The sequence below is a fragment of the Rothia sp. HMSC065G12 genome (genome assembly GCF_001811455.1).
In the GTDB taxonomy this organism is placed as follows: domain Bacteria; phylum Actinomycetota; class Actinomycetes; order Actinomycetales; family Micrococcaceae; genus Rothia; species Rothia dentocariosa.
The window spans coordinates 55,394-71,551 of the sequence record NZ_KV804792.1; the positions used below are offsets into that span (position 1 = coordinate 55,394).

The window sequence follows — 16,158 nt, forward strand, 5'->3', positions numbered from 1 at the left end:
AACGGTAGTAGGGGTCTACTTTCGTAGGGGACTCTGATGAAGCGTTCTCATGATTTTTTCTCGGATGTGCTCTGAAACAGGAGAGCGTAAGGAGGGACGATGAAACTCAGTGAGTTTTGGGCCAATATGGACTACGAATTCGGTGCTGGGTATGCCCGAGTTTTGGCGGGAGATTTGGTGCTTGGGTCGCTTGGGAATATGACGGCTTTAGAGGCACTTGAAGCTGGAGTTGCGCCGAAGGATGTTTGGCTTGCGGTCTGTGAGACACAGGATATTCCGGAGGTTCGCCGTTTGGGACCCGACCGTGAGCCGCGCAGGTAGCCGGAATCCATGAATTGCTGCGAAATAAGCCCGGTTTAGGGGCTGTTGAGATACCACATGGGGAGAACCTGAGATGGACACGGCGAGCATAAATTCGAAAAAATTTGCCGAAAATTTGTGCGATTTATAGGATTTTTGTTCGAGTCATGCTAATCTATCCACAGAGTAAAAATATCTGTACTTTCTGGGGGATTTTTCCACATTCTTCCGCCGCCGGTCTTAAAGTGTCAGGCGGACTTCGTAGAGTAGTGTGCAGAGGGTGGCGAGAAGCACCTCCCGAAGAATCATTGAGACCTTCTATTGATAGAACGAGGTAACTAACCGTGGCAAAGAACAGCAAGGCACAGGGCGTCGCTCGTGTTCCTGAAGAAGGCCGTGCCAAGGCACTCGAAGCCGTGATGGCTAAAATCGACAAGGATTATGGTAAAGGCGCGATTATGCGTCTAGGCGATAAAGAGACCGTGAAAACGGAGGTTATTTCAACCGGCGCTATCGCTTTGGATGCTGCTCTCGGTATCGGCGGACTGCCCCGCGGCCGTGTGATTGAAATTTATGGTCCTGAATCTTCCGGTAAGACCACTGTCGCTCTGCATGCTGTAGCGAATGTGCAGAAAGCGGGCGGTATCGCGGCGTTTATTGATGCTGAACATGCACTCGATCCGGTCTATGCTGCCAAACTCGGCGTTGACACCGATGCCCTCTTGGTATCGCAGCCCGATACTGGGGAACAGGCACTCGAAATTATGGATATGCTGGTTGGTTCCGGCGCTGTTGATATCGTTGTAGTCGACTCTGTAGCGGCTCTCGTTCCCCGCGCCGAGATTGACGGCGATATGGGTGATTCTCATGTGGGCCTGCAGGCGCGTTTGATGAGCCAGGCTCTCCGTAAGATTACGGGTCGCCTGGCATCCACCGGCACTACAGCAATCTTCATTAACCAGCTTCGTGAGAAGATCGGCGTGTTCTTTGGATCTCCCGAAACCACGACCGGCGGTAAGGCCCTGAAGTTCTACGCCTCGGTGCGTATCGATATTCGACGTATTGAGACCTTAAAGGACGGGGCGAACCCCATTGGCAATAAAACTCGTGCCAAGATCGTGAAGAATAAGATGGCTCCTCCCTTCAAACAGGCCGAGTTCGACATTCTGTATGGTGAGGGTATCTCCGTTGAAGGCGGTATTCTTGACCTCGCGGTAGAGCATGACATCGTCAAGAAGTCTGGCGCCTGGTTTACCTATGATGGCGAACAGCTGGGGCAGGGGCGCGAGAACGTGCGTAAACTGCTCAAGGATAACCCGGAATTGACTGAGGAACTACAGTATAAGGTCCTCGTAAAACTCGGAATTATCGATCCTGAAGGCGAGGAATCTTTGGAAGAAACTGAAGCCACATCGGTTGAGGCCGATCCTCTCGACGAGCTCGCAGAAGAATTCTAAACAAGATGGCGTGTGCCGCGCATCCACGATAGCCTAGCTTTGAGGATGCGCGGCACACGCTCAGCATATCTGAGGACTCTACGCCTTTGAGGCGTTGTACCTACAGGATTAACAGCATCGAACCAGCACAGGAAGGCGGCATGGGTAACGATTGGTTGGCGGATGCCTGGGGTGATAACCCGTTGAGTGACCCTGCGATTTCTGACGCTGAAACAACTTCTGATGCTGCAGAGGGCAAAGCCACAGGATTCTCTGATTGGCATCCCGCCGCACACGGATATGTGGAAGACAAACCCGACCCCGATTCTGTACCCTATCGTTCTTCCTCATCGCGCTCGTTCCCACGCACACGAGGGGGAGGGGCGGTAACTCAACATGATGCAGAACCCCGTACACAAAACGCTTCATCAAAAACCTCAGCAGAGCGTACATCGGGCGCCCGTAAGAAGCGTCGAAACCCGGACTGGAAAAAAGGATTCCGGCGCCCCAAGAACACCGAAAAATCGCCCTTCGCCCCGGCTATTGGGGCTCATCGTGCAGAGGAAGAACATCCAGAAAAAGTACGAAAGAAGAAAAGGTCATCAGGCCCATTATTTCGTGAGGGGAGTGCCCTCAACGAACCTTTGAGCACCGAAGAAGAAGCTCTTATTCGAGGTATCGCTGCCGAAGAAAAGACGAATGTTCCGGGCACCAATCGCTCAGGACGTTGGAAACAGCGCGAAGAGCCAGATCCGTACACGCGAGCAAAGACTCTGGTTTACAATCAGCTGGCGTATTCCGCTAAATCCCGCGCGCAGTTGCAGAAAAAACTTGTCGATAAAGGGTTTGAGGAAAGCCTGATAGAGTCACTGCTCGATAAATTTGAGGCTGCTCACCTGATTGACGATGCCGAGTATGCGCGTTCCTTTGTGGAACAGCGGGGAAAACATAAGAAGCTTTCCCGAACCGCTCTGCGCCGTGAACTCAAAGAACGAGGAATTACCGGAGAACTTGCTGAAGATGCGCTCGCTGCACGCACGGACGAAGATGAACGTCAGGACGCGGCGGAGCTCGTGCGCAAAAAACTGCGTCCTTCCATGAACTTCTCAGATCGTACCGAGAAGGAGAAAATCATGCGTCGGCTAGTAGGGATGCTGGCACGTCGGGGATATTCTTCATCTGTAGCGTTTTCGGTGGTAAAAGAAGAAATCGAGAGGTACCGCAGCGAGCAAGAAGAAGACTGTTGAATATTCTTCATCAGAAGAGTATCCAGCGGATCCAGCAACAGATAAGAGGTAATCTATGCAGCCGTTACAAGAACTTCGTGCCAGGCGTATGATCGCTCAGCTCCTCGCTCCAAGTGCAGCGCATCGTGGTATAGGTGTAGACGCTGACACTCTGTACCAAGAGACAAGCGCCCCGATACATGTGTTAAATCATCTCTACGCTGTTCAGGGGCAAAACTATAACGCCGGTGTGCGCGCCATTGCGCTACGAGCTGGGTGCAGTACTGACACAGTTCTTGAAGGCATTCACGACTACAGCATTGTGCGTTCGTGGCCCATGCGCGGGACACTCCACTTTTTGACTCTCAATAGTGCAGATTCGCTGTATGCTGCTGTCGCCGGCCGAGGCGCGAAGCCTCAGCCCGCCTATATGCGTCAATGTAACTTTACGCTCAAAGACTTCGAACGTTGGCGTAAACATCTTCATGAAGCTTTACAAACTCGCGGTTATCTTGAGCCGCTCACCCGTACTGACCTCTACGCCATTTTGGATGAATGCGGCTATAGCGGACCAAGTTCGCGACGTAGTCACCTCATTCGGCTCTACGGCGGTGAGGGTACGGTTCTTCAAGGGCCGCTTCAGGGGAAAGAGGAAAGCTTCGTGCACCGCGACTCCATACCTGTGCCCCGCACAAAATACGAGCGACAACAGGCGCTGGCTGAGCTGGGTACACGTTATATATGCGGTCACGGGCCGGTGACTGCCGAGGACCTGAGCTGGTGGGCTGGAATTACGATAACCGATGCCCGGTATGCATTTGAACATGCTCGCCGTACCCAGACTATTGTGCTGGGTGGACAAGAATATGCGATAGGTTCCTGGCAAGAAGGCATTACCGACTCGGAACTCAAAGTTGCTCTTAATCGCAAGCTTATTCTCCCAGCCTTCGATGAGTATCTGCTGGGATATGCCGATAAGAGTTTTGCATTGCGTGAGGAACTGCGTCCGCAGGTTCTCACCTGGAACGGAATTAGTTGGGATTTTACGCTTGCCGCCGGTGAGGCAACTGGACGTGCCGTCTAATCTACTTTTCGAGGTTCTTACCGTAATCGCCAAGGCGCTGGATGAGATCGTAAAGCGCGGGGTCTTGAGTGTTCCCAAGAGTAAGCAGGATGCGCATCAGCTCAACACCCTGGCGGCAGATGCGGGGAAGAACCCGCGCCCGAGTTCCGTCGGCGTAAAGTTCCAAAAGCGTACACACCGTAATAGCTGCGCACACCGCGATGTCTTCTGCAAGCCTGGCATCTAAAGGTATTTCACCGAAGAGGACCGTATAAAATTTAGGAAGCTCCTGTTCCCTATCTACCCGGTAAAGCGGGTACTGGGGCGACGAGGGAAACCCGAGCATCGCCTCCACAAAAGGGAATCCGCGATGGTGAATACAGGTTCCCTCCGTATCAAAGGCGCGGGTGCCGATACCGCGAGAAGGTGCCGTATCGGCCGGGGAGTACAGCACGTTATGCGGCGAAAAATCTCCCGACGAGAGCATATAGACCTGCCCGCGGCTACGTTTAAACTGTTCGGGTACCGGCGGGCGTTTGAGGAAAAATGGCTGAGTGATGCGATGGAACCGGAAGATTAGTTCTTGGAGATCGTTTGTAGGTTCTTCGGCATCTTCGCTCCGTTCTGCTGGGAGATCGGGATATAGGCGTTGAAGCCCCTTCTCGGCAAGTTTCGGGGAGGGCATCGCCCCCGGGAACTGTGCCCTGCGGTCGGCCTTCGCGAGCGATGCGCGATATTGATCGACGGTGTCGTCAAAAATTCCCTGCCGAGCAAATTCACCCCACACTGCCGCGTAAGCCGCAAAAGCGCGTGCCGTATTATTCTGGTTGAAAAGCTGCGTGGAGGTATCAGCTATGAGGGAGTTTGCAACGGGTACCGACCCTTCAAAGACCACGTCTTCGAGTGCTAAGCAGCGTAGATCATCATCAACACCGTAGAGGGCAGGGTAGATATCTGGAACCATCTCATCCAGGGCAACTGCACCGTATTTTTCCCGAAGGTATCCAAAACCGCCTGCGTTAGTCGCCGAGTCTCCGCGGCGATAACGCTTTAAGATGACAGATTCGGGCTGCCAGGGTGTATGCGGGTTAGATCCATAGCGTACTCGCAGCACTACCGAGCGCATTCCGGTTGAGAGAATCGTCAGCGAGAGCGGAATCCGATCTCCGATAGCCGGTAGGGTTGCAGCCCACGAAAGTATTTTGAGAACACTTGCCCGGAACGCCTCGGAGTCGGCAGGGGAGTGCGTGGGCGCGGGGTGGTATTCCGCGATGGCGCGCTCAAGAATAGTCGCGAGGGGATCCTCAGGATATTGGCCGGAAGAATTACTAAGGGATACCTGCATAGAGCCATTATCCACCATCCGCTACCCTAATGGCGTGAGCATGACCCTAAATGATTTTTCTGCTGAATCCGCAACGTCCGCCGAAACTCCCCGAACCTATGAAGTTCGCACCTTTGGCTGTCAAATGAACGTTCACGATTCTGAACGTATGTCTGGTTTGCTAGAAGCGAACGGGTATGTACGCGCTGCCGAGGGGGAAGAACCCGACCTCGTGGTGTTTAACACATGCGCGGTGCGCGAGAACGCATCAAATCGTCTCTATGGGCATTTGGGACAGTTGGCCTCCGTGAAGCGGCGCCACGAAGGCATGCAAATTGCTGTAGGCGGATGCTTGGCCCAAAAAGACCAGAACACTATTATCGAAAAAGCCCCTTGGGTAGATGTCGTGTTCGGCACCCACAATATTGGCTCGCTCCCCACACTCCTTGAACGCGCCCGCCACAATCACGAAGCGCAGGCGGAACTGCTCGAATCGCTTGAGGTGTTCCCCTCGACCCTACCCACGAAACGCGATCATGTGTACTCGGGCTGGGTGTCAATCTCCGTAGGATGCAACAACACTTGTACCTTCTGCATCGTGCCGTCACTGCGCGGTAAAGAGAAAGACCGCCGACCTGGCGATATCCTTGCCGAAGTTCAGGCGCTCGTCGATGACGGTGCGATCGAAGTAACTCTGCTTGGACAGAACGTGAACTCCTACGGCGTGGAATTTGGGGACCGTCAGGCATTCTCCAAACTATTGCGCGCCTGCGGTGATATTGAGGGGCTGGAACGAGTACGGTTCACGTCACCGCATCCAGCTATGTTCACCGACGATGTGATAGAAGCGATGGCAGAAACCCCGAACGTCATGCCTGTTCTGCATATGCCGCTTCAATCGGGATCGGATAAGGTGCTCAAAGACATGCGCCGCTCATACCGATCCAAGAAATTCTTGGGTATTTTAGAGAAGGTGCGCGAGCGCATTCCGCACGCTGTCATTACCACCGATATTATCGTGGGGTTCCCCGGTGAGAGTGAAGAAGACTTCCAGGATACGCTGCGCGTGGTGGAGCAGGCCCGGTTCTCATCAGCGTTTACCTTCCAGTACTCAATTCGTCCCGGCACCCCGGCGGCGACTATGGAAAACCAGATTCCAAAAGATGTTGTGCAAGAGCGCTACGAACGCCTAGTGGCCCTGCAGGACCGTATTGCGGGCGAAGAGAACCGTAAACAGTTGGGTAAAACCGTTGAGCTGATGGTTGTCGCCGAGTCTGGGCGTAAAGCGCAGCAGACGCATCGTCTGGCGGGCCGCGGACCGGATCAGCGCCTCGTGCACTTCTCAGTACCTGCCGGGTGCGAAGAGCCTCGCCCCGGAGATATGGTGACCGTTCCTATCACTGAGGCAGGGTCGTTCCATCTGATTTCAGATCCCACCGCTGAGCAGTATCAGCTTCGCCGCACCCGAGCCGGGGATGCCTGGGACCGTTCACAGGCCGAATCCTGCGGCGCCGGAACTACTCAGGTTTCGGGCGGTCCGGTGGGGCTTGGCATGCCCACTATTGGGCCTAAATCCTAGATACCGTAGGGCGTGCGCGCGGTCTCATATTATATGTAGACCCGTACAATAGACCCATGACGTACCCCTTAGAGCCTCCTATTGTCGCTATTGTCGGTGCCACCGGTACCGGTAAGAGTGCGCTTGCAATTGCTCTTGCCCGGCATCTTGGCGGTGAATGTGTGAACGCGGATTCTATGCAGTTCTATCGCGGTATGAATATCGGAACTGCTAAGATTACCGCTGAGGAAATGCAGGGGGTTCCTCACCATCTGCTCGATATTTTGGATATCACGCAGGAAGCCTCGGTAGCAGAATTTCAGCATCAAGCCCGGCAGCTCTTTGCGGATATTAGAGCGCGCGGTAAGTACCCTATTCTGGTGGGCGGATCTGGCCTCTATGTTCGGGCGGCTCTCGATAAACTCGAATTTCCCGGCACGGATTCGGCAGTACGGACTCGGCTGGAGCAGGAAGCCGCCCAGCAGGGGATCGGTGTTTTGCGCACACGCCTGGCTCAGGTCGATCCTGACTCTGCGGCGCGTGTTCACGACGAACGGCGCGTTATCCGTGCCCTCGAAGTTTTTGAGGTGACGGGGCGTCCCTTTTCTGCCTTTATGCCAGTACGCGAATATGTCTCACCCGCCATACAGATTGGGCTGGATATGAATCGTAAGCGTCTGCACGAACGCCTGTACCGGCGGGTGGTGAACATGGCGGAATCAGGGCTTTTAGATGAAGTACGAACGCTGGAACAGCATGGTCTACGCGAGGGAAAGACCGCCTCACGTGCCATCGGGTACGCCCAGTTTTTGAAGGTTTTGGATGCGCAGAATACCGCCCCCGCCCCCGCGTTGAGCGCGACGTATACTCTGCACGATGCGATCGAAGACACCGCGACGGCAACCCGACAATTTGCGCGTCGTCAGATAACCTGGTTTCGCGGGGACGACCGCGTACACTGGTTTGACGCCGAATCGAAGAACCTGCTCAGCCAAGCGCATGAGGTCGTGCATCAGGCGAGCCAAGGCTGTAAAGGACCGAAACCCGCTTAAGCAGCGCATCCTCTGCGGTAAACCGGTAGAATTTACAGAGATTTAGTCACGAAGAACGAAGGGTAGAGAACAAGCATGACCGATGGCGTATCCACGTGGGGAGAACTAGCCGGGCGTACTCTGACAAAGGGGCATGGAACGGGTAATGACTTTATATTTCTGACCGACCCAGCCTCTGAGATCCCGCTCGATGCTGACCTCATCGCGCGTGTCTGCGATCGTCATTTTGGAATCGGTGCTGACGGCTTTATCCGTGCAGCGTATACCGAAAATTTCAGGACCGGGCAGAATATGCTGGAAGAGTATCCAGACGCTATCTGGTTTATGGATTACCGCAATGGTGATGGCTCGATCGCCGAAATGTGCGGGAATGGTGTGCGTGCCTTCGTCGATTACTTGCGTACTGAGGGAATGATTGACCTTGAAGTGGGTGAGACCGTCAAGATTGCTACGCGAGGCGGCGTCAAAATCGTGGCGCGCACTGAAGAAGGATATGCTATTGATATGGGTCCGTGGAGTTTTATCCACGGAGACACAGCACGCGAAAGTGGTGAAGATTCGCATGTTTCGGCGCGTGGGCTGATGACTCCCCGAGCCGGTCTGTCGATTTCGATGGGTAACCCCCACACCGTGGTAATGCTGGGTCAGGAAGGCAAGTTGGACGGACTCGATCTGAACAGCCAGCCACAGGTAAATCCAGCACCCGAAAAAGGGACTAACGTTGAGTTTGTGGTTCCGGTTGATCTAGAAACATCCGACGAGAATAAAAACGTTGGAGCCATCAGGATGCGCGTATACGAACGCGGCGTGGGTGAGACTCTATCCTGCGGGACTGGCGCATGCGCGGCCGCTGCGGCAACCCGTTTTTGGGGCGGCGAAGAGGCGCCCGATGAATGGCTGGTTCATGTTCCCGGCGGCACGCTCGCAGTAACCTTCGTCCTAGGCCCCGACGACCTAGAACACGTCGTTCTAGCAGGGCCAGCTCAGACGGTTGCCAAGATTGAGCTCCACTAACCTACGAAGGAGTTTTGAGAACTTATGCCCGTCAGCCTTCTTCTGAGGCGGAGAAGCTGACGGGCATTATCGCGTAAGCATCCACCTGAAGCCTTTAAGAACCTTTGGAAGAACGTACAACCTCCAAGATACGGAAACCCTTCGACATGGCATATCGAGATACCGAAAACTCGGATCCAAAACGTTCGGTGAGCTGTGCATCCAGCCATTTTTGCAGGGAATCAGAACCCAAATTCTTTTGAACCACCAGATAGGCAGCACCGCCGGGGGCTAGCCGCGGAAGCCACGTGAGCAGAATATTGTGCAGAACCTCTTTACCTACGCGAATCGGAGGATTGGACCAGATAGTATCGAAACGTAATGTGGGATCTATCTCATCGGGGGTGCTCACCGAGACGTTATGCAGCCCCAAAGCGCGGGCATTCTGTTCCGTGAGCGAAAGCGACCGGGAATTGACGTCAATCCCATAAACCTCAGATTGCGGAGCAAGCATAGCTAAAGATAATGTGATGGGTCCCCAGCCGCATCCAATATCGAGCATATATTTTCCGTGCGGCTCAGGTACCTGCGCGAAAAGAACCGCAGTTCCCTTGTCTATTCCCGAAGGACTAAAAATACCGTTCGCGGTCGTCACGGAAACCTGACGACCCGCCAACTCAACCTGAACCCTTCGAGGTTTGAACTCGGCTTCGGGAGACGAGGAAAAATAATGCTGTTCGCTCATGAATCCAGTGTACCCGGATGCGCTCCGCATCATCGCTGCTACGCTGATGCGCCCACAGCGAGAGATAACCGAAAACCGCGACAACTGTGGCATGCGACCGCTAAAATAGAGGAACATATGAAATTAACAGATACCTCTTTTTCCAGCGAAAAGTTGCCCAGTGATGAGCAGCTACGCCGAACCGTAGAACGAGTCCTGGGTCATGCAGACGCAGCGGCACAGACCACTATCTACCCCGAAAGCACCGGTAGCACCGCACAACGCCGCGTGCTCGATACCCGTGCCCGAGAAATTTCCGATAATCAGCGGGAACACTCAGAATTTGACGGCGAGCAGGAAGACCTCGCCGAACGCCGCGCATTACGCCGAGTCGCCGGGCTTTCTACCGAGCTCGATGATGTGACCGAAGTCGAATACCGTCAGCTGCGCCTAGAACGCGTGGTTCTCGCCGGGCTATGGACCGAAGGAACCGTCGAAGATGCCGAGAACTCCCTGCGAGAACTCGCCGCACTCGCCGAAACTGCAGGATCTGAAGTGCTGGACGGGCTAGTTCAGCGCCGCCTCAAACCAGACCCCGGAACTTTTCTTGGCTCCGGAAAAGCCCTCGAACTCAAAGACATTGTTGAGGCAACCGGTGCCGATACCGTGATCGTCGATTCTGAATTAGCACCCTCACAACGACGAGCCCTCGAAGATATTGTCAAAGTCAAAGTGATCGATCGTACCGCCCTGATTCTAGACATCTTCGCTCAACACGCGAAGTCTCGTGAAGGCAAAGCACAGGTCGAACTTGCCCAACTCGAATACATGCTCCCGCGTCTGCGCGGCTGGGGCGCGTCTCTGTCACGCCAGGCAGGCGGGCGTGCAGCATCCGGTGAAGGCATTGGTTCACGCGGACCTGGTGAAACCAAAATCGAGATGGATCGCCGCCGTCTACGTGCCCGCATGGCAAAGCTCAAGCGCGAAATAGCCGCTATGGCGCCCGCACGTGAGACAAAACGCCTAAGCCGTAAACGCAACAGGGTACCCTCGGTCGCTATCGCGGGGTATACGAACGCAGGTAAGTCGTCGTTGCTGAATCGTCTGACCGATGCCGGTGTTCTGGTGGAAAACGCTCTCTTCGCAACCCTGGATCCGACCGTGCGTAAAGCACAGACTCCGGACGGCATCGGCTATACGCTTTCGGACACTGTAGGATTCGTGCGTTCGTTGCCCACCCAGCTCGTGGAAGCATTCCGTTCCACACTCGAAGAGGTAGCCGATGCAGACGTGATTCTGCATGTGGTAGACGCATCTCACCCAGACCCTGAGGGGCAGATTCGCGCCGTGCGTGAGGTTATCGCAGATTTAGATGCTCGCCGTATACCCGAGATTATTGTGCTCAATAAAGCGGATGCGGCTGATCCCTTTATCCTCGAACGCATGCGACAGCGCGAACCGAACCACGTCATCGTCTCGGCGCGCACAGGGGAGGGCATTGACGAACTCAAGCAGAAGATTGCGGATACAATTCCGCGGCCATCGCTTGAAGTTAAATTACTGATCCCCTATAACCACGGTGAAGTTATTTCCCGTCTTCATGCTTGGGACGCTGAGATTAAAAGTACTGCGTTTGTCTCAGATGGAACCTTTGTCACCGCTTTGGTGCGTGAGGATGTTGCCGCAGAACTCTCTGACTATGTGATCGACGGCGAGCTCCTTGAAGTGCTTGAATTGGAGCTTCAAGACTCTGCCTCTGAACCCGAAAACGTCTGTGAACTCGCGTGATGAGAGCGTGAGCACCCCATGACCGATAATATTACTGCGCCCACCGGGATGGAGCTTGAAACTCTGCCCGGTGCAAAACCCGTGTTAGATTTGCTCGATCATGTGATTGAAAAAACGGGCGGGCAAAAACGCTTCGGACAACGTAGAATGGCAGCCCATGTTGCGCAGGCTTTCGACCTTGAGCGGCATCTCCTCGTGCAGGCAGGCACCGGAACCGGTAAATCCCTCGGGTATTTGGTGCCAGCCCTGCATCATGCGGGTGTAAGCACAAAACCCATTGTTGTGGCGACCGCAACCCTGGCCCTCCAGGCGCAGATCGTAAAACGAGACCTTCCAAAACTTATGGAGGCACTCTCTTCTGAGCCCGAATCTGAAAATCAGGTCGCAATCCTCAAGGGCAGGAACAACTATCTATGCCTGCACAAACTCGACGGCGGATACCCCGAAGAGGAACCCGATACCCTCTTCGACATGCCTCAGCATAGTACGTCTCGCATCGGTGAAGAGGTGCTGCGGCTCAGGTCATGGGCGGAAAAAACCGAAACCGGTGACCGCGACGAACTTAAACCCGGTGTATCGGATCGTGCCTGGGCGCAGGTATCTGTGAGCGCCTCAGAGTGTTTGGGAAAACGCTGCCCCCTCGTTGAGGAGTGCTTTAGTGAGCGGGCGCGCCAAGAAGCATATGAAGCCGATCTCGTGATTACTAATCATGCGCTGCTTGCCATCAACGCTTTTGAAGGTTTAGGTGTACTTCCCGAACACGATATCGCTATTATTGACGAGGCGCATGAGCTTGCAGACCGCGTGACCGGTGCGGTGACGGATTCCCTTTCTGCTTCCTTAATCAGGCGTGCCGCTCGCGATATCCGCAAGAGCTCCAAAGCAGACTCCAGCGCGCTCGAACAAGCCGCCGGTTCTTTAGAAACCGCATGTGAAGGTGTTTCTGAGGGCTTGATAGAAAGGCTCGAAGGGCGACTTCTGAACGCACTCGCGGCTGTAGCCGATGCCGCACGGGCGGCGCTTTCCGACTCTAAGAGCGACAATAAAGAGGCGGATGCCGGGCTTCAGATGGCTCGTTCACGTGTCTCTGAGGTACACGATGCCGCAACGCGCATGCTGGAGTCTACCGAACATCGCGAAGTGCTGTGGTTATCACGCCAGGGCGGTTGGGAAAACGGACGATATACCGCAGCTTCCGATCAGGATCCCGCCACACTCCACATTGCTCCTTTGAATATCGGAAGCCGTTTACGTGAGGGGCTTTTTGAGGATCGTACCGTTATTCTTACGAGCGCAACGCTTACTGTGGGGGAATCCTTCGATGCAGTAGCCGGCTCCCTGGGACTGGCTGGGCCGCAGGCTCCGCGCTGGGAAGGTCTTGATGTGGGCTCTCCTTTTGATTATCCACGGCAGGGAATTCTGTACGTGGCTTCCGACTTGCCCAAACCGAGCTTTGGCGTGAATCCTCAGCAGCTCGAACGATTACGCGAATTATGTGAAGCTTCTGGTGGTGGGGTTCTGGGGTTATTCTCGTCGAAGCGAGGTGCCGAGCAGGCGGCTGAATATGTACGTCAGCACACGGATTTGAATATTCTCTTGCAGGGAGAGTCCTCATTGCGGGCTCTTGTCGAGGAGTTTACTGAAGATATAAATGCTTGTCTTTTCGGCACCATGAGCCTTTGGCAGGGAGTGGATGTTCCCGGAGACTCCTGTCGTCTGGTACTGATGGACCGTATACCGTTCCCGCGCCCAGACGATCCGCTCGCTCAAGCGCGTACCCGTGCCGTGGCAGAAAAAGGCGGGAATGGGTTTATGGCTGTTTCGGCATATCATGCGGCAATCCGCATGTCTCAGGGGGCAGGGCGATTGATACGTTCCGTGCACGATCGCGGGGTAGTAGCAATCCTTGACTCTAGGCTGGCGACTCAGCGATACGGTGGGTACCTGATGCGGGCGATGCCTAACCTTTGGACCACCCAGGATAAGAATGTTGTTTTGGGTGCTTTAGAACGGCTCTATCAGAGTATTGACTAAAAGCAATAAGATACGCGGGCTTAATGCACGTTGTATTCCGGTACTGGTGCCGAGACATAAACGTAGCGAAGCGTCCATAGATGTAATGTGAGAAAGGTAGGGTACCGTTCGACGGTACCCTACCTGGTGCATTGTGCGCTTATGGCTGCCTATAGTAACTAGTTAGTCTATCGGGGCAACTCGGATACGGTTCCCATCTAGATCACTTGCTACGAAAGTCATCCCAAATACGTCACGATGGGGCTCTTCCAATATGACAACCCCTTGTTCCACCCAGGCTTGGTACTGCGTGAGGATTTCTGCATCGGAACCCTTGAGATTTATACATACCTCAGAGGTACGTATTGAAGTTTCATGAAGAGCATTGCTTGCTCCGGTCCACAACGCTAGCGAGACTCCCGGTGCTAAATCCATGGTGACATAGCGTGGTGAGGTAAAACTGACTTCAAGATTTAGAAGGCTCGTATAGAAGGACGCTGAGGCCTCGATATCCGATACATAGACAACAAAAACGATCTCACGGTCAATCATTGTGCTGTTATTCCTTCTGGACATGGGACGGCTGAATACGCAGGAACGGAACCTCTAGCGTTGTGTCTTTTGAGAAAAACGCGCGCAGGTCAGAAGGTCCCCGTTAGATGCTTCGCAGAACAGAAACTACTTTACCCATCACCGTGGCGCGGTCGCCGAGTATGGGCTCATATTGGGAATTTCGGGGGAGTAGCCAGGTATGACCATCTACTTGGCGGAATACTTTGACGGTCGCTTCGTCGTCAAGAAGAGCCGCAACAATGTCTCCATTATCGGCGGTGTGTTGTTCACGTACAACAACCCAGTCACCGTCGCATATGGCGGCGTCAATCATCGAATCCCCTTTGACGCGAAGCATGAAAAGCTTCCCACTGCCCACGAGCTGGCGGGGGAGAGAGAGAACATCCTCAACGGATTGCTCAGCCGTAATAGGACCACCAGCAGCAATGCGACCTACGAGGGGCACGGGAACCATATCCTCATCGCTCACCTCAAATGTAGGCAGCTCCGGAAAATGGGCTGAAGCGCCCTCAGACTCTATATCGTCAAGAATCTCGATGGCACGCGGTAGTTTTGGATCGCGGCGAATATATCCCATCTTCTCAAGACGACCGAGCTGATGAGTCACCGAAGAAAGTGAAGCCAATCCAACGATATCGCCAATCTGACGCATCGAAGGGGGGTATCCCTTCTGCTCGATTTCTGTACGAATCGCATCCAAAATTTTCTGCTGACGTGGAGTCAGCGGAGGGCGCTGAGCTTCGGGTGTCATGCGGAGCCTTCTTTCTAACTATTTGCGCACGCTATGGTTCCTAGAACATTGACTGGATCCAGGTAGGCATAACGATGAACCGTCTCGTTCTCAGTCTAAAGCATCAGAGGGAAAACTTCAAACAAATATTCTATGATCCTCGAATATAATCGAAGAAATATTTAGTAACTTTCTACTAGACTATCGAAACTAGATTCGATATAGTTGGTGTCTACGGAAGACATATTCGATAAAAGTTGAGGTTTTTCGGTGGGGTGTTCTAGTTCAAGCTCTTGCTATGCAGGGATTATCGGTCTTCGAAGTACTTCGGTATTTCTAGAGCATCTTGAGAGAATCCGAAAGCAAAATATGTGCTTTCTGCAAGAATATGAACTCATGCCAACCGCATTATGAGCGCTGAGAATGGTGTGTAACGGCGAGGATATGAACTGGTCACACACCAGCGGAAAGGAAAATACTATGGCAGCGGCTACTTCTTCCTCCCGAATTCCGGCGGGGTTAACCGTTATTCACCCAGCTCGTGTTCGACAGGACTCTTATCAAACACGTTCACACTATGCTTCATCACGCCGTTCCCGTATGTCGCATCCTCGGCTGACTTCTTCCCAATCACGTGCTGTATACGAGACTTCATTCTCAGCTACACCACAGAAAGTGAACGTCACATCTTCCTCTCAGACTCAGCAGAGCGTAAACGGTAAAACATCAAGCGGACAGCGGCGGGTTCCAGAAAAACTTAAAGGTGTGCCGGTGGTTAATATGCGCAATCCCTCATTTTTCACACGTGCTATGCATTGCTCTAGGGCTCTGAAAAATTGGGTTTTTGGCATTCCGCTGATAACGCTGGCGGCCCTTGTCGTTCTTGGGGCGCTCATTCTTATATCGCCGCATACAGCAAACGCTGGAAATAATTCTCAAGGCGCAGGAACCCGGTACGTGACCGTTCAATCTGGAGATACGCTCTGGGATATTGCACAAGAGGTAGACCCGAAGACTGATCCACGCGACACCATGGTGCAGATCAGTAAACTTAATGATCTGCAGGGTTCAACTGTCAAAGTCGGGCAGCGTCTAGAAGTCCCAAATGTGTGATAGCAGTCATAGTTGCTATCTAGAAAACGTGACTGGATGTGCGCTTATTATAACTATTCCGCATTCTTTGTTCTCATGACTAATTTGCGACTGGTGGCTTTGAAAGGGACCTATATCGCGTAGGGCCCTTTTATGGACATATGGTGCTCAATACAGGCGACGTAACATGCGGTATGCGATGATAGCGTGAGATTAGGGGCAGAAACCTTGGAGTTTGTACCCTAGAATACATGACATTTGTATGCTCGCCCGGTTGCTCGTCTGG

At 53.6% G+C, this 16,158-nt stretch carries 14 protein-coding genes; 10 read left to right on the forward strand and 4 right to left on the reverse strand.

The features are described from left to right. Window positions 1-99: 99 nt before the first annotated feature. From HMPREF2804_RS00235 to HMPREF2804_RS00250, 4 genes are all read left to right on the forward strand, one after another. A complete protein-coding gene (locus tag HMPREF2804_RS00235; protein ID WP_048755080.1) occupies window positions 100-321 on the forward strand; it encodes a DUF3046 domain-containing protein in 222 nt (73 codons plus the stop codon). Window positions 322-644: 323 nt separating this feature from the next. Continuing rightward, entirely contained in the window at window positions 645-1,757 is a 1,113-nt protein-coding gene (recA, locus tag HMPREF2804_RS00240; RefSeq protein WP_048755079.1) for a recombinase RecA, read from the forward strand. A gap of 140 nt (window positions 1,758-1,897) precedes the next feature. Continuing rightward, window positions 1,898-2,983: a regulatory protein RecX gene (locus HMPREF2804_RS11225; RefSeq protein WP_239664776.1), complete on the forward strand. Its 1,086-nt coding sequence runs from the start codon at window positions 1,898-1,900 to the stop codon at window positions 2,981-2,983. A 55-nt stretch (window positions 2,984-3,038) separates the two neighbouring features. After that, window positions 3,039-4,046 (forward strand): DNA glycosylase AlkZ-like family protein, encoded by a 1,008-nt coding sequence (locus HMPREF2804_RS00250; RefSeq protein WP_070448414.1) that lies wholly within the window; start codon window positions 3,039-3,041, stop codon window positions 4,044-4,046. Between the two features lies 1 nt (window position 4,047). Here HMPREF2804_RS00250 and HMPREF2804_RS00255 read toward each other — a convergent pair whose 3' ends face one another. Continuing rightward, window positions 4,048-5,370 (reverse strand): hypothetical protein, encoded by a 1,323-nt coding sequence (locus HMPREF2804_RS00255; RefSeq protein ID WP_246822532.1) that lies wholly within the window; start codon window positions 5,368-5,370, stop codon window positions 4,048-4,050. A gap of 40 nt (window positions 5,371-5,410) precedes the next feature. On the opposite strand from HMPREF2804_RS00255, the gene miaB reads away from it, so the two are divergent. The 3 genes from miaB (at window position 5,411) to dapF (ending at window position 8,973) form a co-directional block, all read left to right on the forward strand. After that, window positions 5,411-6,928, forward strand: a complete 1,518-nt coding sequence (miaB, locus tag HMPREF2804_RS00260; RefSeq protein WP_048778725.1) for a tRNA (N6-isopentenyl adenosine(37)-C2)-methylthiotransferase MiaB — start codon at window positions 5,411-5,413, stop codon at window positions 6,926-6,928. 56 nt (window positions 6,929-6,984) lie between these two features. Next, the gene (gene miaA / locus HMPREF2804_RS00265) at window positions 6,985-7,959 is read left to right on the forward strand and encodes a tRNA (adenosine(37)-N6)-dimethylallyltransferase MiaA (RefSeq protein ID WP_070626845.1); all 975 of its coding nucleotides are present in this window, start codon (window positions 6,985-6,987) and stop codon (window positions 7,957-7,959) included. 75 nt (window positions 7,960-8,034) lie between these two features. After that, window positions 8,035-8,973 carry a diaminopimelate epimerase gene (gene dapF / locus HMPREF2804_RS00270; protein ID WP_070448411.1) on the forward strand — a complete coding sequence of 313 codons (939 nt, stop codon included), beginning with the start codon at window positions 8,035-8,037 and terminating at the stop codon, window positions 8,971-8,973. 94 nt (window positions 8,974-9,067) lie between these two features. Here dapF and HMPREF2804_RS00275 read toward each other — a convergent pair whose 3' ends face one another. Beyond that, window positions 9,068-9,697 (reverse strand): class I SAM-dependent methyltransferase, encoded by a 630-nt coding sequence (locus tag HMPREF2804_RS00275; protein WP_070448437.1) that lies wholly within the window; start codon window positions 9,695-9,697, stop codon window positions 9,068-9,070. 117 nt (window positions 9,698-9,814) lie between these two features. Here HMPREF2804_RS00275 and hflX point away from each other — a divergent pair, with 117 nt between their 5' ends. Next, window positions 9,815-11,464, forward strand: coding sequence for a GTPase HflX (hflX, locus tag HMPREF2804_RS00280; RefSeq protein WP_070448410.1), 1,650 nt, complete (start codon window positions 9,815-9,817; stop codon window positions 11,462-11,464). Between the two features lie 18 nt (window positions 11,465-11,482). Continuing rightward, window positions 11,483-13,498: an ATP-dependent DNA helicase gene (locus HMPREF2804_RS00285; protein WP_070448409.1), complete on the forward strand. Its 2,016-nt coding sequence runs from the start codon at window positions 11,483-11,485 to the stop codon at window positions 13,496-13,498. 162 nt (window positions 13,499-13,660) lie between these two features. Here HMPREF2804_RS00285 and HMPREF2804_RS00290 read toward each other — a convergent pair whose 3' ends face one another. Both HMPREF2804_RS00290 and lexA read right to left on the reverse strand, forming a co-directional pair. After that, window positions 13,661-14,029 carry a VOC family protein gene (locus HMPREF2804_RS00290; protein ID WP_070448408.1) on the reverse strand — a complete coding sequence of 123 codons (369 nt, stop codon included), beginning with the start codon at window positions 14,027-14,029 and terminating at the stop codon, window positions 13,661-13,663. Between the two features lie 103 nt (window positions 14,030-14,132). Then, a complete protein-coding gene (gene lexA, locus HMPREF2804_RS00295) occupies window positions 14,133-14,801 on the reverse strand; it encodes a transcriptional repressor LexA (protein ID WP_048753103.1) in 669 nt (222 codons plus the stop codon). 459 nt (window positions 14,802-15,260) lie between these two features. Here lexA and HMPREF2804_RS00300 point away from each other — a divergent pair, with 459 nt between their 5' ends. Further along, window positions 15,261-15,893 (forward strand): LysM peptidoglycan-binding domain-containing protein, encoded by a 633-nt coding sequence (locus tag HMPREF2804_RS00300; RefSeq protein WP_070448407.1) that lies wholly within the window; start codon window positions 15,261-15,263, stop codon window positions 15,891-15,893. Window positions 15,894-16,158: the final 265 nt, after the last annotated feature.

Coding starts and splice junctions, on each gene's coding strand:
- miaB (WP_048778725.1), top strand. CDS start 5,411: ATGACCCTAAATGATTTTTCTGCTGAATCCGCAACGTCCGCCGAAACT.
- HMPREF2804_RS11225 (WP_239664776.1), top strand. CDS start 1,898: ATGGGTAACGATTGGTTGGCGGATGCCTGGGGTGATAACCCGTTGAGT.
- HMPREF2804_RS00275 (WP_070448437.1), bottom strand. CDS start 9,697: ATGAGCGAACAGCATTATTTTTCCTCGTCTCCCGAAGCCGAGTTCAAA.
- miaA (WP_070626845.1), top strand. CDS start 6,985: ATGACGTACCCCTTAGAGCCTCCTATTGTCGCTATTGTCGGTGCCACC.
- HMPREF2804_RS00285 (WP_070448409.1), top strand. CDS start 11,483: ATGACCGATAATATTACTGCGCCCACCGGGATGGAGCTTGAAACTCTG.
- HMPREF2804_RS00290 (WP_070448408.1), bottom strand. CDS start 14,029: ATGATTGACCGTGAGATCGTTTTTGTTGTCTATGTATCGGATATCGAG.
- HMPREF2804_RS00235 (WP_048755080.1), top strand. CDS start 100: ATGAAACTCAGTGAGTTTTGGGCCAATATGGACTACGAATTCGGTGCT.
- HMPREF2804_RS00255 (WP_246822532.1), bottom strand. CDS start 5,370: ATGCAGGTATCCCTTAGTAATTCTTCCGGCCAATATCCTGAGGATCCC.
- HMPREF2804_RS00250 (WP_070448414.1), top strand. CDS start 3,039: ATGCAGCCGTTACAAGAACTTCGTGCCAGGCGTATGATCGCTCAGCTC.
- lexA (WP_048753103.1), bottom strand. CDS start 14,801: ATGACACCCGAAGCTCAGCGCCCTCCGCTGACTCCACGTCAGCAGAAA.
- HMPREF2804_RS00300 (WP_070448407.1), top strand. CDS start 15,261: ATGGCAGCGGCTACTTCTTCCTCCCGAATTCCGGCGGGGTTAACCGTT.
- hflX (WP_070448410.1), top strand. CDS start 9,815: ATGAAATTAACAGATACCTCTTTTTCCAGCGAAAAGTTGCCCAGTGAT.
- dapF (WP_070448411.1), top strand. CDS start 8,035: ATGACCGATGGCGTATCCACGTGGGGAGAACTAGCCGGGCGTACTCTG.